Source organism: Paenibacillus sp. GCM10027626 (genome assembly GCF_042676285.1).
GTDB lineage: Bacteria > Bacillota > Bacilli > Paenibacillales > Paenibacillaceae > Paenibacillus_Z.
In genome coordinates this window covers 126189-151017 of sequence record NZ_JBHTHC010000012.1, presented here as the reverse complement: position 1 = coordinate 151017, position 24829 = coordinate 126189, and the positions used below count along the sequence as shown (strand labels likewise).

At 49.4% G+C, this 24829-nt stretch carries 17 protein-coding genes and 2 pseudogenes; all 19 read left to right on the top strand.

The window, feature by feature from the left end; all coding sequences use genetic code 11:
* Window positions 1–16: 16 nt before the first annotated feature.
* The 19 genes and pseudogenes from ACFQ0N_RS22555 to ACFQ0N_RS22465 all read left to right on the top strand — a co-directional run bounded on the left by ACFQ0N_RS22555 (window position 17) and on the right by ACFQ0N_RS22465 (window position 24812).
* Window positions 17–256, top strand: a complete 240-nt coding sequence (locus ACFQ0N_RS22555; RefSeq protein WP_379330446.1) for a biotin/lipoyl-containing protein — start codon at window positions 17–19, stop codon at window positions 254–256.
* Window positions 249–983, top strand: coding sequence for a lipoyl(octanoyl) transferase LipB (lipB, locus tag ACFQ0N_RS22550; protein ID WP_379330444.1), 735 nt, complete (start codon window positions 249–251; stop codon window positions 981–983). The genes ACFQ0N_RS22555 and lipB overlap by 8 nt, the downstream gene beginning before the upstream one ends.
* The gene (locus ACFQ0N_RS22545; protein WP_379330442.1) at window positions 907–1926 is read left to right on the top strand and encodes a thiamine pyrophosphate-dependent dehydrogenase E1 component subunit alpha; all 1020 of its coding nucleotides are present in this window, start codon (window positions 907–909) and stop codon (window positions 1924–1926) included. Before lipB ends, ACFQ0N_RS22545 begins: the two co-directional genes overlap by 77 nt.
* Window positions 1923–2894 (top strand): alpha-ketoacid dehydrogenase subunit beta, encoded by a 972-nt coding sequence (locus ACFQ0N_RS22540; RefSeq protein WP_379330440.1) that lies wholly within the window; start codon window positions 1923–1925, stop codon window positions 2892–2894. Before ACFQ0N_RS22545 ends, ACFQ0N_RS22540 begins: the two co-directional genes overlap by 4 nt.
* Window positions 2895–2906: 12 nt before the next feature.
* Window positions 2907–3611 carry a 2-oxo acid dehydrogenase subunit E2 gene (locus tag ACFQ0N_RS22535; protein WP_379330438.1) on the top strand — a complete coding sequence of 235 codons (705 nt, stop codon included), beginning with the start codon at window positions 2907–2909 and terminating at the stop codon, window positions 3609–3611.
* A 17-nt stretch (window positions 3612–3628) separates the two neighbouring features.
* Window positions 3629–3823, top strand: a pseudogene (locus ACFQ0N_RS22530) (lipoyl synthase); the annotation flags it as partial.
* A gap of 79 nt (window positions 3824–3902) precedes the next feature.
* The gene (locus ACFQ0N_RS22525) at window positions 3903–4586 is read left to right on the top strand and encodes a GntR family transcriptional regulator (protein WP_379330436.1); all 684 of its coding nucleotides are present in this window, start codon (window positions 3903–3905) and stop codon (window positions 4584–4586) included.
* Between the two features lie 88 nt (window positions 4587–4674).
* On the top strand, window positions 4675–6585 hold the full coding sequence (locus ACFQ0N_RS22520) for an alpha-galactosidase (protein ID WP_379330434.1): 1911 nt from the start codon (window positions 4675–4677) through the stop codon (window positions 6583–6585).
* Between the two features lie 74 nt (window positions 6586–6659).
* Window positions 6660–7649, top strand: a complete 990-nt coding sequence (locus ACFQ0N_RS22515) for a C-terminal binding protein (protein WP_379330432.1) — start codon at window positions 6660–6662, stop codon at window positions 7647–7649.
* 131 nt (window positions 7650–7780) lie between these two features.
* Window positions 7781–9400, top strand: a complete 1620-nt coding sequence (locus ACFQ0N_RS22510; RefSeq protein WP_379330430.1) for an extracellular solute-binding protein — start codon at window positions 7781–7783, stop codon at window positions 9398–9400.
* A gap of 18 nt (window positions 9401–9418) precedes the next feature.
* On the top strand, window positions 9419–10501 hold the full coding sequence (locus ACFQ0N_RS22505) for an ABC transporter permease (protein WP_379330428.1): 1083 nt from the start codon (window positions 9419–9421) through the stop codon (window positions 10499–10501).
* A 20-nt stretch (window positions 10502–10521) separates the two neighbouring features.
* A complete protein-coding gene (locus tag ACFQ0N_RS22500) occupies window positions 10522–11424 on the top strand; it encodes a carbohydrate ABC transporter permease (RefSeq protein ID WP_379330426.1) in 903 nt (300 codons plus the stop codon).
* Window positions 11425–11784: 360 nt separating this feature from the next.
* Window positions 11785–12182, top strand: a pseudogene (locus ACFQ0N_RS22495) (DUF4272 domain-containing protein); the annotation flags it as partial.
* A gap of 114 nt (window positions 12183–12296) precedes the next feature.
* A complete protein-coding gene (locus tag ACFQ0N_RS22490) occupies window positions 12297–14069 on the top strand; it encodes a sensor histidine kinase (RefSeq protein WP_379330424.1) in 1773 nt (590 codons plus the stop codon).
* A gap of 2 nt (window positions 14070–14071) precedes the next feature.
* Window positions 14072–15739 (top strand): helix-turn-helix domain-containing protein, encoded by a 1668-nt coding sequence (locus tag ACFQ0N_RS22485; RefSeq protein ID WP_379330422.1) that lies wholly within the window; start codon window positions 14072–14074, stop codon window positions 15737–15739.
* 128 nt (window positions 15740–15867) lie between these two features.
* Complete coding sequence (locus tag ACFQ0N_RS22480; protein ID WP_379330420.1) at window positions 15868–17577, top strand: extracellular solute-binding protein; 1710 nt, start codon at window positions 15868–15870, stop codon at window positions 17575–17577.
* A gap of 85 nt (window positions 17578–17662) precedes the next feature.
* Window positions 17663–18559 (top strand): ABC transporter permease, encoded by an 897-nt coding sequence (locus tag ACFQ0N_RS22475; protein ID WP_379330418.1) that lies wholly within the window; start codon window positions 17663–17665, stop codon window positions 18557–18559.
* 17 nt (window positions 18560–18576) lie between these two features.
* Entirely contained in the window at window positions 18577–19464 is an 888-nt protein-coding gene (locus ACFQ0N_RS22470) for a carbohydrate ABC transporter permease (protein ID WP_379330416.1), read from the top strand.
* 71 nt (window positions 19465–19535) lie between these two features.
* Window positions 19536–24812, top strand: coding sequence for a DUF5722 domain-containing protein (locus tag ACFQ0N_RS22465; RefSeq protein ID WP_379330414.1), 5277 nt, complete (start codon window positions 19536–19538; stop codon window positions 24810–24812).
* The last annotated feature ends 17 nt before the right edge of the window (window positions 24813–24829 follow it).

The window sequence follows — 24829 nt, the reverse complement described above, 5'->3', positions numbered from 1 at the left end:
AATGGAGGGATAAGGCATGTATAAAGTTGTAATTCCTAAGATGGGGATGTCCACGGTAGAAGTTGATCTGACGCGATGGCACGTGAAGGTTGGCGACAAGGTCAAGGTGGGCGACGAGCTTGCGGAGGTGGAGTCGGAAAAGGCCAATTTTACGATTGAAGCTGAAGTGGACGGAACGGTCTTCGAGATTATCGTCGGGCTGAACGAGACGGTTGATGTAGGGACGGTCATCTGTTTGATCGCAGCTGATGTATAACCGGGATATGGCGCCTGATTTCCGTTATCAAGGCTTTATGGATTACGGCGAATCCCTTGCGTCGCAGAGAGAATATGTTCTGTTGCGTTCAGAGGAAAACATTCCGGACACTGTACTGTTCGTAGAGCACCCTCCAGTCTATACCGTCGGACGCAATGAAACGGAAAGCCGCACCATTATTGAGGATATCCCAGTGCATAAGGTGGACCGGGGCGGCAAAATGACCTTCCACGGACCGGGTCAGCTCGTGATCTACCCTCTCGTAGATCTAATGCTGTTTGACCGCGATATACGCAAATATGTTGGTTTTCTGACCGATACGGTGATTCACCTGTTGAGAGGGTACGGACTGTCCGCCGCAGAGCTGCCCGGGCTCCCTGGCGTATGGATCGGAGCGCGGAAAATATGCGCAGTCGGCATCCGCATCAACAAGATCAACAAACGCTGGATTGCCTCGCACGGACTTGCCCTAAATGTGTCAGTCGACCAACGTTATTACGCGGCGATTTCTCCTTGCGGGCTCAGTTCGGCATCGGTAACGACGATGGAGGCGGAACTGGGGCGCGTTGTTGATTTGACGGAAGTGACGGGGCTGTATCAGGAAATGTTTCGTAAGCATTATGCGATATTGGGTAAAGGAGTTGGGAAGAGTGACGGTTCATTCGCAAGTAACAAAAAAGCAGGCCGTTCGGTTTCTTCAGCAAATGCTGCGGATTCGCTTGTTTGAGGAACGAGTAATCCGGCTGGTCAACGATAATGAAATAGCTGGGGTCACCCATGAGTATATCGGGCAGGAGGCGGTAGCTGTAGGCGTATGCGAGGCGCTGAACGAGGGCGATGGCATTACGTCGACGCACCGGGGACATGGGCACATTATTGCGAAGGGCGGAAGAGTCGACCGCATGATGGCCGAGCTTTTTGGAAGAAAAACCGGATACAACAGCGGCCGTGGAGGATCGATGCACATCGCGGATTTGTCATTGAACATCTACGGAGCCAATGGAATGGTAGCCGCCGGGGCGCCGATTGCGATGGGAGCGGCTTGGGCGCACAAAGTGAAAGGCACGAATCAGGTTGCGGCCAGTTTTTTTGGAGACGGAGCGATCAATCAGGGCGTGTTGCATGAGACGATGAATATGGCTTCTTTATGGGCGCTTCCGGTTTTGTTCGTCTGCGAGAACAATGGCTACGCCGTAACCTTAAGCGCGGAGCAGTCCAGCGCAAATACTCGCCTGGCGGAGAGAGCTTCGGCCTACAATATGAACGGCAAACTTGTAGATGGGATGAATGTGCTTGAAGTATTCGCTGAGGCAAGCGAAGCTGTGCAGTTAGCGAGAGCGGGAGGCGGACCTACTTTTCTGGAGTGCAAAACTTATCGGTATATGGGACATCATACGGCGGAATCGACGATGAATTTAAACTACCGCAGTAAACAGGAAATTAACGAATGGAAGAAAAAGGACCCTATTGTTCAGTTGGATGCCTGGCTAAGGCAGTACTATGATTGGGATGTTGCAGACAAGCAGCAATTGGAAGAAGAAATCAGAGCAGAGATCGAAGCGGCGGTTGTCTATGCACGTCAAAGCCCGGCCCCAGATCCGCTGGAAAGCCTCCATAATATGTATGCAACCCCATATGCCGGGCTGCCGGCGAAAGGGTGGAACTTATGAGAACAATCAGGTATTTGCACGCTTTAAGTGAGTCGATTAATCAGGAAATGAGCAGTGATTCGAGCGTATTCGTCATTGGCGAGGATGTCCGGCACTCGCTGCGCGGAGCGACAAAGGGTTTATATGAGAAATTCGGTGCGGATAGGGTTATCGATACCCCGATTTCGGAAGCGGCGTTTACAGGGATGGCAACGGGAGCGGCGATGTCCGGCATGCGCCCAATCGTCGAATATCAGATCAGCGCGCTTATCTACGTGGCATTCGACCAAATGATCAACCAGGCAATGAAGCTGCCCTATATGATGGGGGGACAAGGATCGGTACCTGTCACTTATATGGTCGTCGGCTCTGGAGCGCGCTCCGGGCTGGCTGGACAGCATTCCGATCATCCGTATCCGTACCTGATACACGGTGGTATGAAGACGATTGTTGCATCTACCCCTTACGATGTGAAGGGATTGACGACCACCGCGATTCGCGATCAAGATCCCGTTGTCATCTTCGCTCCCGCCAAAGTGCTGGCAATTAAGGGAGAAGTACCGGAGGAGCCCTATGCAATCCCGCTTGGCAAAGCGGAAATAAAACGCGCCGGAGAGGATGTGACGGTTGCCGCCGTAGGCCATTTGGTGCACGATGCATTGAAAGTCGCCGGTGAACTAGAAGAGGAAGGCATCTCGCTTGAGGTGTTTGATCCGCGCACATTGTTGCCTTTCGACAAAGAAACGCTTCTGGCATCCATTGCCAAAACAGGACGTCTGATCGTATTCGATGATTCGAATCGCACTTGCGGCTTTGCCGCTGAAGTATCGTCAATCATTGCGGAGGAGGGTTTCTCTTATTTGAAATCTCCCATTATCCGTGTAGCGCGCGCCGATGTTCCTGTGCCTTTCAATGTCGAGATGGAGAATGCGGTCATCCCGAAAGCGGAAGATTTGAAGAAAGCTGTTTATCGGCTAATGCGGAAGTGAGGAGGACTTCGGATGGAGAACAGAACCGAGCTGTTGCGATTGCAGGCGGAATTTCCTCTTAAGAAGGCGCGCAAATTGATTTCGGGTCGCTTGAGCGCCATCTGGCACGAGGCTGTTCACGTTACTGTGCACAAGGATATCGATGTAACGGCCTACTACGAGCGCAGGGAACTGCTTCGGCAATCGTTCATCGATTATGTCTACCACACGGTTGTCCAGGTGTTGAAGAAAGAGCCGTTCCATACGTTCAACAGCTATTTCCATGGAGACGTTGTAAAGACATACAGCTCCGTCAATCTAGGTTTGGCCATGGATCACCCCAAAGGGCTGGTCGTGCCCGTTCTTCACCTTGCGGAGCAATTGGATATCGGGCAATTCGCCGCCAAGCGCAAGGAGCTGATCGCTCGCACGAAGCAGTGGAAGCACGAGCCATGGGAATTAGACCAGGGGACATTCACGATATCCAATCTTGGCCCGCTTGGCATCGACGGCTTTACTCCGATTCTCAACCCGCCGCAGGTGGCGATCCTTGGTCTGGGAAGAGTCTGGATGCAGGCGTTCGCCCGGGATTGGGAGGAGGCGCCTGCACGAAAAGCAATTATCCCATTCAGCCTAACGATCGACCATCGCGTGCTGGACGGAGCGGATGCTGCAAAATTTGTGAATGCGGTTGAGAAAGAACTGAATCTTCTATTTCAGCAGGAGGAGCCTATATGAGAGCAAAGCCTGGCTGGATGCAGGCGACGATGAAAAACTCCGCGAATCTGCAGGACTTACAGGAACTTGTTCGGGGGTTAAAGCTGCATACCGTATGCGAAGAAGCCCGATGCCCCAATCTGTTCGAGTGCTGGTCCGAGCGAACGGCGACGTTCATGATTTTGGGAAAGACTTGTACGAGAGCGTGCAGATTTTGCGCGGTACAGACCGGATTTCAAGTGTTATATTCTATTTGTTGACAATTTCTTGGGCAATCGCTATAATTCGTTTGAGGAAAGGAGGATTCAAACATTGAATGCTAACAAAGGACAGTTATCAAGAAGTTTTTTCAGCTCCCAAGTGCTGAGCGAGTTGCGCAATGCCATTATTTCTGGAAAGCTACCTGCGGGAGAGAAGATCGTTGAGTCCTCCATTGCGGAACAAATGGGTGTCAGCCGTGGACCGGTCCGCAATGCGCTGTTTATATTGGAGAACGAGGGTCTGATCACCTTTTTGCCGACTGGCCGCACCGTCTCCAACGGATTTTCCTTGAACGATGCCGAGAAACTATATGAAATGAGAGCTTTTCTTGAACTTAAATCGATCGAACTTTTGTTTACAGAAAAGGCGCTTCACTTTCATCAAATCAAGCATATCAATGATGAGTTAAAAAAAAATCAAGACGATGTATCCGAATTTACACGTCTGGATGTCAGCTACCATCATGAACTGATTAGGCTTTCTGGCAATAAATACTTACTTCAGAGCTGGCTGTCTCTGTGCCCGCTAATCGAAAGCGTTTTAACGATTACCAATGCCCGCTTCAGGGAGAAGGGAGCGGACGGATGGGATAAAGGTTATGTCATTGATCACCACGAAAAAATTCTGACCGCTTTAATGACCGGAAACCTGGGCAACGCCTTGCTATTCCTGAAGGAGCATCTGGATATTGGGAAACAGACGATGCTGGGTCAACTGGAGGAGATCGTCAAATGAAATCCCGTACAGGGCATTCGTTTGACGAGGCATTTTAAACAAAATATTTGTCAACGGTTTTCAAAATACAGTCTATGGGGTGCTTCGTATGCTGGAGTTATTGAAAAAAAATGGCATTATACCGTTTTCTTTTCGATATCAGAACAGGATTTCCACAAGTTTTCTTGAAGGATGGTCCGAAGAAACTGCAGTCAATGAGGGAGATACTGAGGGAGAACGGTTTTTCACGGATCCGGCTTCGGGGTTGCGCATCCGCGTTGCCTACATGAGATATCCGGCATTTTCTGCAACAGAATGGAAGATTACGTTCGAGAACACTAGCGATCGCGAGACACCTATCATATCGGATATATTGCCCTTGGATTTACGGATTCCTCATGATCAGGGGGAGCCTTTGATCGTGCACTATTCCAAGGGAAGCAGCGTCCAGCAGGATGATTTCCTTCCCACCGCTAAGCCTCTTGCAATCGATGATCACATTGTCATAAAGACCAAAGGCGGCCGATCGTCCGATACAGCTCTGCCCTTCTTTCTTACGGAGTCGAACGGCCAAGGGATCATTGCTGCCATTGGCTGGACCGGGCAATGGCAAGCGGTATTCACCCGAGATGCAGAAGGACTTCGCATACAGGGAGGCATGGAGCGGACGCACCTGAAGCTTCTGCCGGGGGAAACGATCGGAGGTCCGAGCATTCTGATCAGTACGTGGCAAGGGACCGATGCTGAAGTGGGGCATAATCAACTGCGCCGTTTCATACTAGAACATAAAACTCCTCGATTAAATGGGAAAATCGTTATCCCGCCGCTTTCACACATGACGATGTCCACCTTTCACCAAACCGGGATAACCAGCGAGGCATTAGAGCTCGCGGCGCTGAACAAAACGGCCGATATGGATCTGGAAGCTTTCTGGGTGGATGCTTGCTGGTACGGCAACGGCACCATGTGGTGGTACGAAACCGGAAATTGGCATATCAATAAGGAATTTTTTCCGAACGGCTTAAAGGTAATTGGCGATGCGGCTCATGAAAAAAATATGAAGCTCGTTCAATGGTTTGAGCCTGAACGGATATGGACCGGTACCGATATTCACAAGGAACATCCGGAGTTTTTGCTGAAATGGGACGAAGATGCGAGCAACTACCTTTACGATCTGGGCAATCCGGAGGCATGGGCTTTTTTGGTTGACTTGATCAGCGGCTTTCTGAAGGAGAGCGGCGCCGATATTTACCGGCAGGACTGTAATTTCGAACCTCTTCCTTATTGGCGACAGAACGATCCGCCGGACCGGGAGGGAATTACGGAAATACGCCATATCGAAGGTTTGTATGCGTTATGGGACGAATTGCTGCGCCGTTTTCCCGGACTCGCAATCGACAATTGCGCTTCTGGCGGCCGTCGCATCGATTTGGAGACGACGAAACGTTCATTCCCTTTATGGAGAAGCGACTACTCGGACGTTACCTCTCTTCAGTTGAGCCCAGGATCGCTGCCCATCGGCGACCAATCGCAAACGGCTGGCCTTTCCCGCTGGATTCCGTTGCACAGTGCTTCCGTTTGGGAATTCTCGCCATATGCATTTCGCAGCGCGATGTCGACCGGTCTTTGCATCTATTGCAGTATGGCGGACGACGCTTTTCCGAAGGAAGAAGCGCGCAAGGCTTTGGACGAATTGCGCAGAATTCGGCCGTTCCTGCTTGGTGATTACCACGAATTGGTGAAACTGTCTCTCAGCGAGCAGGAATGGTGCGCTTACCAATTCCATCGATCGGATTTGCAAGCTGGAATCGCTGTCTTCCTGCGCCGGCACGAGAGTCCCTACGATCGCGTGCAAGCTGCTTTCCGGCAAATCGATACCCAAGCGGAGTACGAATACGGCCTTTCCCGCGCATTTGAAGAACCGGTTTACACACATATAAGCGGTATGGAATTAAGCCGATTGCAAATCGAAATTCCCGAAAAGAAAGGATCGGTGCTGCTTGTATACCGCAAGCTGTAAACCGAATTCCCTTATTCTAAATTGTTAACAGTAAACCGAATGATCTTTTACAGTTTTTTGAGGGAGGACCTAATTTGTGTGAAAAAAAATATAAAGTCGTGTTGACTGACGCGGATCGCTTTCCTCTGACTGAAGCGAATCGTGCTGCGCTGGTCGAAATCGGGGCGGAGATCACGGAGACGCCTTACGGCATGTCGGAAGACGCGTTCGCCGAAGCGTGCCGGGATGCAGATGCGATCCTGGTCTACTCGACCAAGATTACCTCCTCTCTGGTCAGCCGGATGGAAAAATGCAAAATTATCGCCCGTTGCGGGACGGGGTACGACAATATCAACGTAGCTGCAGCAGTGGATCGCGGTATTGTGGTGACTTATGTGCCGGACTACTGTATCGAAGAGGTATCCGATCATACGGTTGCGCTGATGATGGATTGCTGGCGTAGAATCTCGAAAAGCAACAGCAGAGTGAAAGACGGCCATTGGGACAATTATCAGCAATTGGGTACGATCCACCGGATAGCCGGACAAAAGGTCGGCTTTCTGGGCTTTGGACGAATCGCACAGGCTGTCGCCCGCAAGTTGCAAGGGTTTCATGTACATTTGCAGTCTTACGATCCATATGCTTCGCCGGCTAATATGCATCAAGTGGGGGTGGAGGCGGCAACATTCGAGCAGGTCATCCAGTCATCCGATGTGTTGACGTTGCATACACCTCTGACTGAAGAAACTCGCCATTTTATCGATCGATCAGTTCTGGCCCGGATGAAGCCTGGAGCGATTCTGATCAATGCGAGCCGGGGGGAACTGGTGAATGAAACGGATTTGATTCATGCCTTGCAGAGCGGGCATATTGCTCTAGCCGGACTGGATGTTTGCGAACAGGAGCCGCCGTTGGCGCACAATCCTTTGTTGTCGATGGATAATGTCGTCATCACTCCGCATTCCGCAGCTTTCTCTGAAGAGGCGCTTATCGAATTGAATAATCTCGCGGTCAAGGAGATTATCCGCAAATTTAATGGATTGCTGCCACTCGCTGAAGTGCCGTTTTCCGTTAGGCCGCATTGATTTATGGTCGGCATCCGTTTTTTAGGCAAGTCGGCCTACCCAAAGGAGAGGAGGTGGGACTTTCTAAAAATTTGAAGGTCGGTATCGCTGTGGGGATTAGCCATTGAACAATTTTCAGGGAGGGTGCAAACATGAAAAAAGTAGGGTTGATTGTGCTGTCGTTCGTACTGACGGCCGTCATCATATCGGCATGCAGCAACACCGGCAAAAATGGCGCCGAGAGCAATAGGGGCAAGGAGACCAACGAATCTCCAAGCAATGCATCAAATGACACTTCAAGTGAATCGCCGGATGTCTCCCCGATCACATTCCAGACTTACATCGATTTTGATTGGTACCCGTTGGATACTTGGGGCAAGGACGACGTATCCAAAGAAATCACGAAACGCACCGGTGTTTCCCTCGATGTAACGAAAGGAACCGATTTGAAGCAACTTCAGATTTTGCTGGCGACCGACCAACTGCCGGAACTGATTTTCACCTCGAACCAGGTTGAGTTCTATCACAATTCGAATATCGTTTATCCGTGGGACGAATTGATCGAGAAGTTTGCGCCTGAATTTATGAAAGAGCTCGACCCGGTTGAAATCGCTAACAATACGGCGGAGGATGGACATTTCTACACGCTCAAAACGCATTACACGAACAATGAAGCATGGGATAACCCGAACAATCTGCCTTCGGTCGGCGGGCCGGGCCTGTTCGTAAGGGAAGACATTATGCAGGAGATTGGCAATCCTCCGCTTGAATCATTTGAAGACTTGCTGAACGTTTACAGACAGGTGCAGCAGAAGTATCCGGATCTAGCTGTATATCTTCCCCATCCCAGCTGGCAAAATGCGATTTTAGAGCTCATGGGACTGTCGACAACACCTTATGTCGATGCGAACGGTCAAGTCCATGTCGGATTTACCAATCCTGATTTCATCGATTACTTTAAATTTATGAACACGTTGTATCGAGAGGGACTTTTGAAGGCGGAAAGCTTTACCTACAAGCCGGAGCAATTCACGCAGATCGTGAACAGCGGCAAGGTGTTCTCAGCTTCCTACAACACGCATCTTGGCGATGAAGCGAACAAGGTATATGACGCGAATGGCATTAAAGCGCACATGGTCCCGGTCATGAAAGCGTTGACACTGAATGGAGATAGCCGATTTAAACCGGTCGATGCTTCCGTCGGCTGGGCGAGCTTCTTCATAACGAAAAAAGTGAAAGACCCCGCGAGAGCGATTCAATTAGTCAAATTTTTGAAGAGCCCCGAGGGCGTCGCGCTCACGCAATGGGGAATCGAGGGTAAACATTATACGTTGAACGAGGAGGGGCTGCTGCTGCGTCCAGAGGGCTTCAATGATCTGCCGATTACCGAAACGGGAATTGGGCCGTGGTACTTCCAGGCAAGTGGACTTGCGGATGGAATCGCGACAACTTCGGCTAAAATTTCCAACCCGAAATATTCCCAGCACGTCGATTTGCTTAAGTTCAGAAAGAAATATTACGAACGGAATCCGGCTCTTTCCTTCGTCAATCCGATGGCTGAGACCGACGAGATCAACATTAACGCAAAATTAAACGAGCTATTCGGCAATACACAGACAGGTATCATCATGTCCAAGAATGAGGCGGAGGTAGAGGCAAAATTCAACAAATTACTGGCCGATGCCAAGCAAATCGGTCTCGATAAGCTGGAAGCTTATATGAACGAGCAGTACAAAAAAGCTCAAGCAAGATACGAAACATTGAAGCAATAAGGGAGATCTTCTTCTCTGTTGTCTCATGAACCCGTACCGGGCAAGACGTTCGCGGGCGTACCGATCGTTTGTTTTGCTCCGTATGCCCGTGACCTGTTGACGGTAATGGGTTCATGCGTTCATTTTATATGGCTTATGCATGTTAGAAGTGCGGGGGTGAGCAGCTTGACCGAAGTAATGAAGAAAATTCGCTCGCAAGGCTTTTATCAGACGTTTGCAGTTCTTGGTGTTCTCTATCTGTTCGTATTTGCGTATATTCCCATGTTCGGGCTAATAATCGCGTTTAAAGATTTTAAGCTGGCATCTGGCATTCCGGGATTTTTTACTAGCGAATGGGTCGGATTGAAATGGTTTGAAGAATTTTATAATGATATTAACTTTTGGAAAATTATCCGGAATACGGTGGCCATTAGCGTATTAAAGCTGATCTTTACGTTTCCTATCCCAATCCTGTTTGCTTTGATTTTAAACGAGGTTAGAAAGCAAGCAGTGAAGCGGGTGGTACAGACGGTCAGTTATCTGCCCCACTTTATTTCTTGGATCGTCGTGTCGGGAATCGTTTTTTCAATGTTGAACGAGAGTAACGGATTGATCAACCAAGGTCTTATCGCCTTGGGAATGATTAAAGAGCCAATCTCTTTCCTGGCGAATTCAAATTATTTTTGGGCAATCCTTGTCGTCAGTGATGTGTGGAAGGAGATGGGCTGGTGGACAATCCTGTTTTTGGCGGCGATCGTCGGCGTCGATCAGACAATGTATGAAGCTGCTGTTGTTGATGGAGCCAGCAGAATCCAGCGCATCATAAAAATCACGTTACCAAGCATTAAGCCGACGATTGTGATCGTATTGATCTTAAGCTTGGGTAATCTGTTTGGCGGCGGCCTGGGAGGTTCGAATTTTGAGCAAGCCTATCTGCTGGGCAATCAGTTGAACAATGACGTATCGGAAATTTTGCAAACCTATACGCTAAAAATGGGACTAGCGCAAGGCCGATATTCTTATGCGACGGCGATCGATCTGCTGCAATCCGTCATTTCCCTGATTCTGGTTTTTACAAGCAATTATCTGGCGAAGCGGGCGTCGGGCGTCGGATTATTTTAGCAAGGAGAGGGGTTGGCAAAATGGGCAACCGGATTTTTCGGCGCACGACAGAGGATTACGTTATTGATACTTTCGTCTATTTCGTATTGGCGATTGTTTTTATAACAACACTTTATCCATTCTACTATTCACTCGTAATTTCATTTAACAATGGGGTTGACGCGTCAAGCGGAGGAATTTATTTCTGGCCCCGCAGCTTTACGTTGGACAATTATGCGGCTGTCTTCTCGAATGAGCAATTGCTCAAAGGATTCGGAGTGACAATATCCAGAACGGTGATCGGGACCGTGTTGAGCGTCACGCTTACGGCGTTGTTCGCATATAGTCTCGCTTATCCGCAGTTAATGTTCAAAAAAATATATTTTACAATTCTGATTATCGCAATGTACTTTTCGGGAGGTCTTATCCCTTATTTTATTCTTGTCAACAAACTGCATTTGATGAACACTTTCCTTGTCTATATCGTCCCTTCTCTTCTCGGTGTCTTTAATACTGTCATCATGATGAGTTTTTTTCGCGATTTGCCAATGGAACTGAAGGAATCAGCCAAGATAGACGGTGCGCGGGATTTTACGATCTTCTATAAAATCATGATGCCTCTGTCGACTCCCGTGCTGGCAACGATTGCGTTGTTCGTCGGTGTCGGACATTGGAACAATTGGTTCGACGCTGCATACTTCGTGACGGACAAAGACTTGAAAACCGCTTCTTTCTGGTTAATGGATTTAATAAACAGGGCAAATTTGACGGGAGTTCAGGGAGGAGAATCCAACCGAGGGGTCGGTATGGCCACTCAAACGTTTACCGCTGAAACAATCCGGATGGCAACGATGATTGTAATTGTCCTCCCGATTGTCCTGGTTTATCCGTTCCTTCAGAAGTATTTCGTAAAGGGGATAACAGTAGGGGCCATTAAAGGGTGACTGGCTCGAGCCAGCACCCTTCAAAAAAAATAATCGGCACACCGAACTACTCTCCCAGTCCGCTCACTCAGTTCCGCTTCGCTCATACTTGCCACAATTAGTCGATACCCTTCCGCAGGTCCACCTCGCACACTGGCACAGATCCTGCAACTCCTCGTTCGCCTCTCGTAGTCTTTTTGTCTACAAATGTATTAAAATAAAGTATAATTTCCTATATGAAGCTTAGACGGTGGAAGGCCGCTTCGATTTTCAGCTTGGCCGCGGAAAGTGGGTTCATGGCTCAACCAGCTATTTGGGCGTGCTTGCCAGTGCAGCGGTTGACAGCTTTACCTGGCTGCAGGCGAATATGCTCGAAGGGGACAAAGAAAGCGCAGCACGCTCGCTTATTTGCAGTCGGATGCCATTCCGTATACCGACTCCTTGCCCGAGCTGCCGCCAGCGGCGGCCTGTCAGTTTCGGACGCAGGAGGAAATCGCCGCGCGAGTGGTCGTTTTATTAATCGTCATCCAGTATGCCTGCGATGTTGCGATTCCTTCGAAGCATTTTATAAGAAGACGGCCTTGCGTTCCGCCGAAGAGCTGCTCGATGAAGCCGACAAGGTGTATCGTCTTCACTGGGCATGCGTCAACAGCAGGATTAAAGGCGAAGAAGCGCCGGCGGGGATGGATGAAAGCATCGTAATGGAGCGGCGCCGCGGTCTGTTCTGGCTGATTGGCTATCAGGGAGCCGAGTGGGACGAGATTCCGATGAATACCTGATCGTCTTTATATTGAATCTTCAAGGAAAGCATAGTAGATTTAGGAGTGAAATTATCTGGCGGAGTCGTTGCTGAATCATGACGATCCGCCAGTAGAAGGATGTGCATAGTCCATATGGCCGATTCCGTTCGAACAGGAAAGCTCCTCTCTTTTGGATTGTTTCACAAAATCCTCATTTCGTTTCTCGTTGCAATCATTCCGATTATGGTCGTAGGCTATGTGCTGGTCAGCAATGGCGAGAACATTATCCGCAAAGAAATCGAAAGCTCTCTTCATTCCCGCGTCCACTTCTATCTCACTGAACTGGCCCGCGAACTGGGACATATCACGAGCTTGAAGCGGGAATATATTTTCGATGAGGAGATTCAGCGCCTGAATGTGCTGTCTCCAGCAATGGATGACTACGACCGGCGGGTGGCAGTGCTCAATCTTCAGAAGAAAATGCAAACGCTATCATCCTCCAGTTCCTACATTAAGACTGTCAAGCTGCATATGCCGGCCGAGCAGAAGGTCATACAACCCGATCAGATCCTCTATGGCAGCTCCGATCGGGATAAAGAGAAGGACATACAGCTTCATGCCATGCTTAACCGCAGCGAGTTCCCGATTGTCAGCTGGAATAAGCAGCTTGTTATGGTAGAGCGCTACCCGACAGGCAATTATATGAACGGAGAGCTGCCGCTTTATTGGATTGAAATTGTATTGGATCGATCGAAGATCGTATCCGCCCTGTCCAATATTTTGACTGAGAATGGCGGCAACGCGATTTTGACGGGATCTGCAGAGAAGTGGGCGGTACTTGGAGATGACAGCGATCCTGCCTTCACGGAAGAGCTGACGCGGTTGAACCGGATGGAGGGGGATGCAAGCGATTCGGGCCAGAGGCGGATAACGGTATGGAATCAGGTTTACATGGTGGCCTATGAAAGAGCGCTAGATCTTGGGCTTGCATTGACGCTCTATATCCCGGAGAAGGTTGTGCTTGAGCCGCTGGAAATCTATAAAGTCTGGTTCCGTATTTTGGTTGCAACTGCGATGCTTATAATCGTCTTGTTCGCATACTGGATCTATCTCTTTTTGCAGCGCCCGCTTCAGCGGTTGATTCGTGCCTTCAGAAAAGTGAAGGAGGGGACATTTGATGTTCATCTTATCCACAAAAATAAGGATGAGATTCAATATCTCTATCAGCAGTTCAATCAGATGGTTGACACGATTCAGTCTTTGATTCGCGACGTATATGAACAAAATATCCGCTGGCAGAGAGCGGAGCTTCGCCATCTTCAAACACAGATTAACCCTCATTTTTTATACAACACCTATTACCGGATGCATCGTCTTGTTCAGGCCGAGGATACGGACAGCCTCAAGCGGTATACGCGTTTACTTGGCGACTATTTGAAATATATTGCGAGAAACGTACAAGAAGAAGCCACCTTGCGGATGGAGGTCGATCATGCTAGAACCTATGCAGAGATTTTAAAAATGCGGTTTCGCGACAAGATAGAGATCGAGTGGGCAGACCTTCCGGATTGTCTAGCAGAGCTCAAGGTTCCCAGACTCATCTTGCAGCCGATTGTAGAGAATGCATTCGAATACGGAGTGGAGGAAGTTGAAGGGATTGGGCTCCTGCGTTTTTCCGTAACGATGGGTGAGCAGAGTCTTACAATGATTGTGGAGGATAATGGCGGGCAGCTGTCAGATGCGGGGCTGCGGGATATTGTTATGCGGCTGGCCTCAAGGGAAGATGATATGGAGACGACAGGGCTTATCAATGTACACCGCCGGCTCCGGCTCAAGTATGGTGAAGACTATGGCATTCAGGCAGAACGCAGCGAATTGGGCGGACTGCGCATTATTATTAACATACCACTCGGGGAGGATGAGTAATCATGTACCGCATGCTGATCGTGGATAATGAAGACTACGTCGTCGAAGGGCTGCTTGAAGTTTTTCATCAATTGCCGCATCTGGAGCTTGAAGTAATAGGAGCTTCCTCGGCGAGAGAGGCGCTAGAGTGGCTGAAAAGAACCAAGGTCGATATCGTCGTCTCCGATATCCGGATGCCCGGGATGGATGGGATGGCGTTACATCGTGAAATCATCCATTACTGGCCGAGATGCCAAGTTATTTTCTTGTCGGGATTTAACGATTTCGATTATGTTCAGCGGGCCATCCGTGACGGAGCGCTCGATTATGTACTGAAAACCGACGGGGATGAGGCGCTCATTGAAGCTGTGGAGAAGGCCGTGCAGAAACTGGAGGCAGAAATTGAAATCAATGCGCTGATCGCCAAATCAAAAAGTCAGATCCAAGCCGCGGGTGCAGCGCTGCAAAAGGATTTCTTTTTCCATATGCTTCAGGGGGACCGGATTGGACAGAGCCGTCTGACCAGACAGTTCAAGGAACTGGGGATTTCGTTGAACCCTGCTGTTCCGGTATTGCTTATCGTTGGACGAGTGGATGAATGGGCGGAGGACATGGAGTATTATGAACGCTGCTTGCTATTATACAGTGTCCAGAACATAGCTGGTGAATATTTGGATACGATTGTTGTCCAGGTCTCGTTTGTGTATGACCGCTTCAACCTCATCTGGCTTGTTCAGCCGAAGGAGATGAATCCAAGCAGTATTCCGCGGATGCAGGAGGAGACATGGGGAATGATCGGACGATTCGTGCAGGGGACGTTCGAGCGGATTCAGGAGGCGTGCCGAGAATTGTTGAAGCTCAAGCTGTCTGTTGCCCTCGCGGGTCATCCCGTTATATGGGATGAGCTGTCCTCTAGATTTGCGAGCATGCGCTCAGAGCTGGCATGGGGGCTGGGAGCCGGGCAAGAGATGCTTCTGGTGAACAAGGAGGACACAGAAGGAGAGCTTCAGCTGAATTTAATCACGCCGCACAAATCCGTGTATCAACTCAATCGGTTGACCGAATGTGTCAATCATAATTTGCGGGAGTCCTTCAAGAATATTGTGGCCGAAATTTTGAACCAGGGGGCATTCGAACAAAATTATTATATGGTTGCATCACTGCTGCTCTCGCTGCTGCCGCCTTCAGCAGGATTGGAATCGCGGGCACAAGCTCAAACGCCAGCTAAACCCGTTGACGGTGGCAGACTGCTGCGTCCCGATCTGTTCGCTACGCGCGGAGAGGCAATCGACTATTTGTGCGCTTGCGGGGAGGTTGTATTTGATTGCAAAGACCAGCTGCTGCATGAACAGGAGGATGAGCTGGTATACCGGGTCAAGCAGATCATTGGCGAGCAATTGGGCGGCCACGATCTCTCCTTGACTATCATTGCCGAGCATGTGAAGCATAATCCGTCCTATCTATCCCGCTTGTTTAAACAGAAAAACGGAATAGGCATTGCGGAATACATTACGGATTGCCGAATTGGGAGGGCCAAGGAGATGCTGGCAGATCCGGGGCGCAAAATTCAGGACATCGCAGAGGCTGCGGGCTTTTCCTCTGTGCAATATTTTTACCGTGTATTTAAAAAGGCCGTGAACATTACCCCGCAAGAGTATCGGGAGCGGCTGCTCAACGAAGCGCGAACGTAAAGAAAGTATAATCCGGACACTACGTCATAAAAAACTTGCAATGCAAAGTAAAATCATTAGAATAGAAAGCCCGAATGGTCAGTTGCTACAATAAGGATGCAACAATCAAACGTTGAGGGGGACAACGCGTGAAGAGGAGAAAAAGGTGGTTGGCGATGCTTGCTGCTGTCATGATCGTGACATCGGTAAGCGCTTGCAGCAAAGGCTCGGATGACGAGGGCGAAAATGAAGGGGATAAGGGCGGACAAGGCATAAACGCGACAAACAATGCAGGCGGAAAGCCGGCCGACGATGGTCCTTTCAGCAAGTATGAGCCGCCAATTACGGCAGAATCCGTCCTGTATACGCAAGGCTGGGCGGTTTTCCCGGAAGGAGAGACCTGGGACAATGACAACCGCTGGCATCAGCTGATCAAAGAAACATTAGGCATTGATATCAAGTGGAAGTGGCAAGTCGATTCCACGCAGTACGGCAATAAAGTGAATGTTTCGATCGCTTCCGGCGATTTGCCTGATATTATTGCGGTGAGCAAACAGCAGCTCAACCAGCTGGTTGACGCCGATATGGTTGAGGATATGACGCAGGTATTCGAAAATTATGCCATGCCTTACTTGAAGGAACAGGTGAAGACCGGATTGGCACCTGCTCAAAGCATGGCGATGTATGATGGCAAGCTGATGGCGATTCCCCAATACCAGGGAGATCCGAGAGATTCGGCGTTGTCCTTATATATTAGAACCGACTGGCTGGAGAAGGTCGGGCTGCCTGAACCGGCTACTATGGATGAACTGATCAAGACAGCAGAGGCGTTTGTCCGCCAGGACCCCAACGGCAACGGGAAGGACGATACTTACGGACTCGGCATGCTGCCTAGCATTGCGGGAGCGGCTTCCATGACCGGATTTCTCAATGGCTATCATGCTTATCCAAGCATTTGGGTTCCGAATTCCTCTGGACAATTGGTGTATGGAAGCACCTTGCCGGAAATGAAGACGGCACTTGGCAAGCTCCAGCAGATGTACAAAGACGGCCTGCTGGATCGCGAATTCGGAACGAAGGACTTTAACCGGCTGAAAGAAGATGTTGTTGCCGAGAAGGTGGGAATGTTTTACGGAACAGTCTCAGAGTCTGCCACGGTCCTCGGGGATGCAATGAAGAAAAACCCGCAGGCGAGATGGAAAGCGATTGCACTCGTCTCGGCAGATGACCAACCGGCTCGTCCGAGCGTTCCCGTTACCGCAGGTATGTTTTACGTCGCGAAAAAGGGCTTCAAGCATCCGGAATCGATTATGAAGATGATGAACCTTTTTGTAACGAAGGTTTATGGGGAAGATGGAGCCGGAACCAACTCCGAAAACAAAAAATACGCCTGGGTTGACAATGCGAAATATGCGGTCTTCCCACAATCGCCGGTACAGGGCTTTGTCAAGGATTTCAATTATGAGGCGGTCAGAGATGCATTGAAGAATGGCGATGGCTCGAGCTTGCCTGAGGAACTAAAGAAGACATATGAACAGGTAAAAGACGATGATGGAACAGATATGGACAACTGGCAGCAATGGTGGATCTATCAAACGGATGTCAGCCCATTCGAAGTACGCGCCAATTATCAGAAAGACCCTAATTTTACTGTTGTGGACAGCTATTACGGTGGCTCCACTAAGACGATGGACGAGAAAGCGGCAACATTGTTCACGATGGAGAATGAGACTTTCGTCAAAATTATTATGAACTCCGCTTCTGTAGATGAGTTCGATAAATTTGTTATTAATTGGAATAAATTGGGCGGCGAACAAATCACGAAAGAAGTAAACGACTGGTATGAGAAGAGCAAATAAGAATGATATGCAACGAACTGTCATAACGGAGGGGGCGCGGCACGCCGACCACCCTCCGGCTGATGGAGAGATGGGGAATGGGAGGATGAAGAAGCGAGGCCTGTCGCTGGAAGTGCCGTTTCATCTTATGTTGCTGCCGGGAGTTGTACTTGTATTTATTTTTTCCTATATTCCCATGTTTGGAATCATTATTGCCTTTCAGACTTATTATCCGACCAAGGGCATCATGCATTCGGTATGGGTGGGACTGGACAATTTCAAGTATATCTTTCAGCTTCCGAATTTTGGCCGTGTAATGTGGAATACGGTTTTTATTGCAACAGCGAAAATTGTATTGAATCTGATTATTCCAATTATTACGGCCCTGCTGTTGAATGAGGTACGGAATCGTATGTTCAAACGTACCGTGCAAACATTTATTTATTTGCCTTACTTTCTTTCTTGGGTAATCCTGGCCGGCATCATGATGGACGTTCTGAGTTTAGATGGTCTAGTCAATCAACTGCTTGGCAAATTGAATATCGATTCGATATTTTTTCTGGGCGACAACAATTGGTTTCCATGGACCCTTATCTTCTCGGACACCTGGAAACAATTCGGCTTTGATACGATTATCTTTTTGGCTGCGCTTACAGGAATCAATCCGACGTTATATGAAGCTGCTGTGCTGGACGGCGCCAACCGCTGGAAGCAGACGCTGTATGTCACGCTGCCTGGCATGATGCCGATTGTCATTCTAATGATGACGCTTAGCCTTGGCAATGTGCTTAACGCTGGATTTGATCAGGTATTTAATCTGTACAGCGCGCCGGTGCTGGAAAGCGGGGACATTATTGATACGATGATCTACCGGATTGGACTACAAAATTATCAATTCAGTGTTTCGGCTGCATTAGGTGTCTTCAAATCGATCGTCTCGTTTGTGCTGATCTCGGTTTCCTACTGGTTTGCCTATCGCTTTGCTAATTACAGAATCTTTTGATTGGGGTTGCAAGCGTCATGTTAGAAGCAATGACTTGGAGTCGAAGAACGTTCGTCATGATCAACTATGCGATCCTTACAGCATTGGCCGTTGTATGTATACTGCCTGTCTTGCACATTCTGGCCATTTCCTTCAGCTCCAAAGTGGAGGTGTCCGCTGGAGCCGTATTTTTCTGGCCGAAAGAATTTACGGTCGCCTCTTATAAATATGTAGCGTCGCAGAGTCAGTTTCTGGCTTCCATGAAAATTACGCTTGGACGGGTTTTTCTGGGCACGGCTATAAATTTGCTGCTGACGCTGTTGACCGCTTATCCGCTCTCCAAGGAAATACGGGAGTTCCGGCTGCGCACCGTTTATGTCTGGTATTTTGTAGTGACAATTCTCTTCGGCGGCGGCTTGATTCCCTGGTATATCACGATCAAAAATTTGGGGCTGCTTGACTCCATCTGGGCGCTTGTGCTTCCCGGAGCCGTCCCTGTCTTCAACGTTATTTTACTATTGAATTTCTTCCGCCGTCTGCCCAAAGAGCTGGATGAATCGGCCAAAATCGATGGAGCGAGCGAATGGACGATCCTGTTTAAAATTTACTTTCCGCTGTCGCTGCCGGCATTCGCCACCATTCTTCTGTTCACAGTCGTCGGCCACTGGAACGCCTGGTTCGATGGATTGCTGCTCATGAATAGTCCTTCCCATTATCCGTTGTCCAGCTATTTGCAAACGATCATCACCATGCCTGATCTGTCAAAAATGACAGATCCTGAAAGCAGTAAACTGATCAGCCTAATTTCAGATCGTACAACACGTGCAGCTCAAGTATTCGTCGGCATGTTGCCGATTCTGCTCGTTTATCCGTTCCTTCAGCGCTTCTTTATCCATGGCATCGTACTTGGCAGTGTGAAGGAGTAGAGCGACTGGGCGGATTGAAGCGGAAATCAAGGGTACGCACGAAATAGAATGACAGGAGGCCGAGTATGCAAATGATGAGCAGAATGCGATTGAAAAGGTTTCACTCTTTATTTCGGATCACGCTTGCATCAATGCTGTTGATTACATCCTCTATGAACAGTTGGGGAGAGGGGCGAGCAGAGGCAGGGGGAGCAGCTCCGGTACCGACGCCAAATACCATTAAGGTTGAACAGTTCGATACGTCGACAGTCGTCATCGATGATTTCGAGACGGCAGGCTCTGTCGATAATTGGCATGCCGGGATGAATGTAGATAACGTCATGGTTGATACCCATGATTCATGGCAGTCATTTACCGCTTATGAAGGAACGAAATTTCTGATTGCACAAGGAACACCGAACATGCCGAACAACGTGTGGCGCACGGTATACCGGACATTTAGCGCACCGCTGGATCTATCTGGGTCGCGGTATATCATGATGGGCTTGAATCATCGCAGCTATTACGATTATGCGGAGCCTTATTTGGTGAAAATGAAGGCTTTCAGCGGAAGCAAGTCGATTGAAGGCATCGTGGAGGTGCGTAACAACTGGTGGAACAAGATCGGTCTGGATTTAAGCGGCTGGGCGGGAAGAGGGGCGATTGACAAGCTGGAAATCAGCTTTCAGCATACGATGGATCATGCCGATCACCCGGATGCGCCGGATTCGTACTGGCCCTTGCCCGAATTTTATATCGATTATGTCCATGCCGAGAACAGAACGGTCGAACCGACCCCAAATACACGGACGGTTCAGCAATTCGGTACGCCGGCTGTTATTATCGATGATTTTGAGATGGCAGGTTCTGCCGCAAAATGGCAGGCAGAAGAAAATGTAAATGCTGTTATGGTTGATACCCGCGACTCATGGAACGTTTTCGCCGCCTTTGAGGGAACGAAATTTCTGATTGCCGAAGGAACGCCGAATCAGCCCAATAATGTTTGGCGCACCGTATCGCGCACATTTGGAGAGCCGCTGGATTTGTCCGATGCGCGTTATTTGATGATGGCGTTTAACCATAGGGGCTATTACGCCTACGAGGAGCCTTACTATGCGCGAATAACGGCCTATAGCGGCAGCAGCACGATTCAAGGAATCGTCGAGGTTCAGAACAATAATTGGAATAAGATCGGACTTGATCTTAACGGCTGGCCGGGGCGCGGTTCCATCGACAAGCTTGAGATCGGTTTTCTGCATACGATGGATCATTATAATCATCCTAACGCACCGGATCCGTATTGGCCGCTGCCACAATTTTATATCGACTATATTCATGCTGTACAAAGTCTGGATGGCGAAACGCCGATTTTTGATTACGCCGGTACAGTAAATTCGGTATCCGTCGATGCCAATACCGTCGTTGTCGCAGGTACGATCAATCCGGAAGAAGATATCACCGGGCGGACGCTGTCCCTATACGCATTGAAGCCGCATCAAAGCGAAGCGGCTGTCAAGTCGCTCGCCCCGGTCGCAACGATGGCAGTGCCGGCCAACCGCACTTTCACATTCTCCATTCCTCGCTATGAGGGGGAACGTGATCTTTACTATGCCCGGTTTGCAGTTGCATTGGGGAACCCGCAAAGCCCGGATACGCCGTTATTTGTAGATGTACCCAAGTCGGCGGCAACGATTACATTCCCGGCCCAGCATGTTTTTCCATATCCGGTCGTATCATCCAAGAAGGGGCTGGAAGTGCAGATGACAGACGACGCGGAGGAGTTGGGTATCCGTCATGCTGTCATGACCCTCGCCTTGAATTACGGCATGCTGAGAGACGGTTCGAATCCCTCCAACACGATCGAATATGAGGTCGAAGGTAAAACCTATTATTTCAGCAAATCCTATTTCGAGTGGCTGGATAATCAGATCAAACCGTTGTCCGATCAAGGCATTATTGTTAATCTCGTTCTCGTTCTGCTTGATTCTTCCGATCAGACGCTGGCGACTGACGTGCTGGTTCATCCTGATGCAGCCCGGGGGCAAGGCTCGATCTATGCTTTCAATACGGCATCAGAGGCCGGTGTGAGTCATTATAAAGCCGCTATGGAATTTATTAGTGAACGTTATACGCGCGAAGATGAGCAGTATGGGCGAGCGCTCGGATATATTGTCGGCAATGAAGTGGACTCCCAATGGATCTGGCAGAACATGGGCGACAAGACGGTGGATCAGTTCGTAGAACAATATGAGAGGGCCGTGAGAATTGCTTATCAGGCGGTTCGTAAGCACTCCAGCAGTGCACGTGTGTATATTTCACTCGATAACGGGTGGAATGAGCCGTACATTCCGCAGCCCTCCACAAGGTTTTATAAAGGGCGCGACATTGTTGATAAGCTGAATGCGCTGACGAAGCAGCGCGGAGATTTCCCTTGGCATGTGGCTTATCATCCTTATCCGGAAAATATGCTCAACCCGGATACGTGGAACGATCATTTGCATGTAAAGAATAGCTTTGATACCCCGAAAATCACGTTTAAAAATCTAGAGGTGCTGGACCAATATCTGGGGCAGAACGCGCTAAAAGTAGACGGTGAGCAGCGCAGAATTATATTGTCCGAGCAGGGCTTTAATTCTCCGGATTACTCGGCATCATCATTGGCCGAGCAGGCGGCTGCTTATGCGTATGCTTATTACAAGATGCACTTCATCGACGGTGTTGATTCGTTTATGCTTCATCGCCATGTCGATTACAAAGCGCAAGGCATGCAGCCCGGTTTATGGAAATGGGATGAAGCAATCCCGGAGCTTGCGATGAACCCTCCAGGGGAGAAAAAGCCGATCTATGACGTCTTTAAGAAGATTGATACGTCGGAATCGCTTGCGGCAACGAATTTTGCGAAAGCAATTATCGGGATCGCAGATTGGAACGAAATTATTCCCGGCTTCGACCCGAACGCGCTTGACTTGCGGGAAGAGCCCAAGGTACTTCATATGCAGCTCAACCGCTCGGCACCGGCAGGCGGAACAGGGGACGGATTCGAGTCCGGTACCGATGGTTGGGAGAGGGCGGATAATGTTGCATCTGTAGTCCGCACTACCAACAATCCATATACCGGAAGCGGATCGCTCGAGGTGCATTTTACATCGCTGATTAAACAATGGACTGGTGCCGCTAAACGATTCCCTGCTGCACTGAATGCGACGACAACACCTTATCTGAATGCTGCTGTCAAGCTGGGAGGTACCGACGCGGCTGATCCTTACTATGTGAAGGTGAAGCTGTACAGCGGGGACAAGGTCGCTGAAGGGAGCGCAAGGCTCGACCCTTCGCAGGGCTGGCAATCCATATCGCTTCCACTCACAGGCTGGTCCGGAATTGCAGGCATTGACAAGATCAAAATTTGGGCTTCATCACCTGCCAACCATGCGTGGACCGGCACATTGCAAATCGATGATGTACGGTTCACGGCGATGAATGCAGCGGATAGTGATCTCGTCAATTTGGATGTCTCTGCTTCGGCTGATTCATTGCTGCCGGCCATAGGGAGCACATATACAGTTACGGTAAAGAACCAGGATACTGTAACGCTTCAGGGAAATGTGAATCTGCGAAGCTTTGGCGGCATCACATTTAATCAGGACACGTTGAATGTAGACGGATTAGCTCCAGGTCAGTCGAAGACGGTCGCCTTATCCGTAACCGGATACACGCCACCTCCGATCGGAACTGCTATGGGCATAGAACTGCAATATCGGGACACGGTCATTCGCGAGACATGGGCCGTTCAACAAGATGACGGCATGGATCAGATTCCGGCCGGGACCCGTCTATTATATAATTTCGAACGGTCGACAGAGGGATGGACAGCCAAGGATAATGTGATCGTAACAGGAGCCGCAACATACTTTCTGAACCAGCCGAAACGTCCGTATCTAGGATCATATTCGCTGATCGCCTATGCATCGCCGGTTGAAGCAAACCTTTGGCGGACGGTAGAAATTGTACCGAAGCAGCCTCTCAACATGGCGGATGCCTCAACATTTTTCTACTCTATTAACGGCTACAAATTTAATGGGATAAGCGAGAATTATGAAACCCGCGTGCGATTGTATAGTGGTTCAAACATGTTGGAGAAGGTTATACCTGTTACGCCAAACACCTGGAACCGGGTTGAACTGGATATTAGTCAATGGGGATATAAGAATCATATTACGAAGATTGAAATCGGCTACAGATCGGCGCAAGGAAGAGCAGCGTGGAGCGGGATGCAATTCCAGCTTGACTATATCGGTTATACGACGGCGGCTTCAGCGGCTGGGGAGGAGGAGAAGGCGATGAAGCCGTTCTGGCAGGGCAACATGATGAACGACGAATCGGTGCTCATGATTTCGGAGGACGGCAGTTTGCCGGAGGCTAGCCTGCTGTTTGCGCCCACGAACATCGTTTCGGTACGCAATGCAAGACATGATTTGACTTATGAAGAAGGCCGGGACTGGGTCTTTAGTGAAGGGAAACTCAAATTGACGGCTAATTCTCGAATCCCGTTCATGACGTATGCGCAGATGTACCCTGATGAGGAAGCAACGTTCGAGACGATGCCGAAAAAAGGCGGCGGATACGTCATTTATCGCGAGGGATCTTACTTTCATGATCGGCAGATCAATGTTACGTATGAACATGCCCCTAATGTCTGGACGGGACCGAAACCGCTATTCGCGGACAGCGGACTGCCGAAGACGATCGGCAAGCTTAATGCCCGTTCCCCCTTGAAGATCGCGATTTATGGCGACAGCATTGCAGTTGGCGCGAATGCGAGCGGGTTTACTGGCGCGCCTCCCTATCTAGGATCGTGGAGTGAACTGGTCAAGCAGGCATTGGAGATGCAGTATGATTCTTCGATTGAACTCGTCAACGCATCGCTCGGCGGTGCAAATTCGGAATGGGGGATGCAGCATGTACAAACGCTTGTCGCATCGGAGCATCCCGATCTGGTGATGATAGCCTTTGGCATGAATGACGGAGCAGGAACAGGTGTTCATCCGAGCACCTATAAAGCACATATCGAGGCGATGATAAGTTCGGTTCGCAGCGCCAATCCGAATGCGGAATTCGTGCTTGTCGGGACGACGCTGGCCAATCCGGAGACGGATTTTCTGGGTAAACAGCCGGACTATATCGCTGAGCTGGAACAGATAGCGCTGCATGGCACGGGCATCGTTACTGCAGATATGACAAATGTGCACCAAGAACTGTTGCAGCACAAGAGATTTGCGGATATGACCGGCAACAATATCAATCATCCGAATGATTTTCTGTCCCGCTGGTATGCCCAATTCATAGCTGGCTTACTGATTCCGTCAGTTTAGATCCAGATGAGCCAGTT

Excerpts from the sequence above, each read along its gene's own strand:
- ACFQ0N_RS22555 (WP_379330446.1), top strand. The coding sequence starts at position 17 with ATGTATAAAGTTGTAATTCCTAAGATGGGGATGTCCACGGTAGAAGTT.
- ACFQ0N_RS22465 (WP_379330414.1), top strand. The coding sequence starts at position 19,536 with ATGATGAGCAGAATGCGATTGAAAAGGTTTCACTCTTTATTTCGGATC.
- lipB (WP_379330444.1), top strand. The coding sequence starts at position 249 with ATGTATAACCGGGATATGGCGCCTGATTTCCGTTATCAAGGCTTTATG.
- ACFQ0N_RS22475 (WP_379330418.1), top strand. The coding sequence starts at position 17,663 with ATGAAGAAGCGAGGCCTGTCGCTGGAAGTGCCGTTTCATCTTATGTTG.
- ACFQ0N_RS22540 (WP_379330440.1), top strand. The coding sequence starts at position 1,923 with ATGAGAACAATCAGGTATTTGCACGCTTTAAGTGAGTCGATTAATCAG.
- ACFQ0N_RS22520 (WP_379330434.1), top strand. The coding sequence starts at position 4,675 with ATGCTGGAGTTATTGAAAAAAAATGGCATTATACCGTTTTCTTTTCGA.
- ACFQ0N_RS22490 (WP_379330424.1), top strand. The coding sequence starts at position 12,297 with ATGGCCGATTCCGTTCGAACAGGAAAGCTCCTCTCTTTTGGATTGTTT.
- ACFQ0N_RS22500 (WP_379330426.1), top strand. The coding sequence starts at position 10,522 with ATGGGCAACCGGATTTTTCGGCGCACGACAGAGGATTACGTTATTGAT.
- ACFQ0N_RS22470 (WP_379330416.1), top strand. The coding sequence starts at position 18,577 with ATGTTAGAAGCAATGACTTGGAGTCGAAGAACGTTCGTCATGATCAAC.
- ACFQ0N_RS22510 (WP_379330430.1), top strand. The coding sequence starts at position 7,781 with ATGAAAAAAGTAGGGTTGATTGTGCTGTCGTTCGTACTGACGGCCGTC.
- ACFQ0N_RS22535 (WP_379330438.1), top strand. The coding sequence starts at position 2,907 with ATGGAGAACAGAACCGAGCTGTTGCGATTGCAGGCGGAATTTCCTCTT.
- ACFQ0N_RS22485 (WP_379330422.1), top strand. The coding sequence starts at position 14,072 with ATGTACCGCATGCTGATCGTGGATAATGAAGACTACGTCGTCGAAGGG.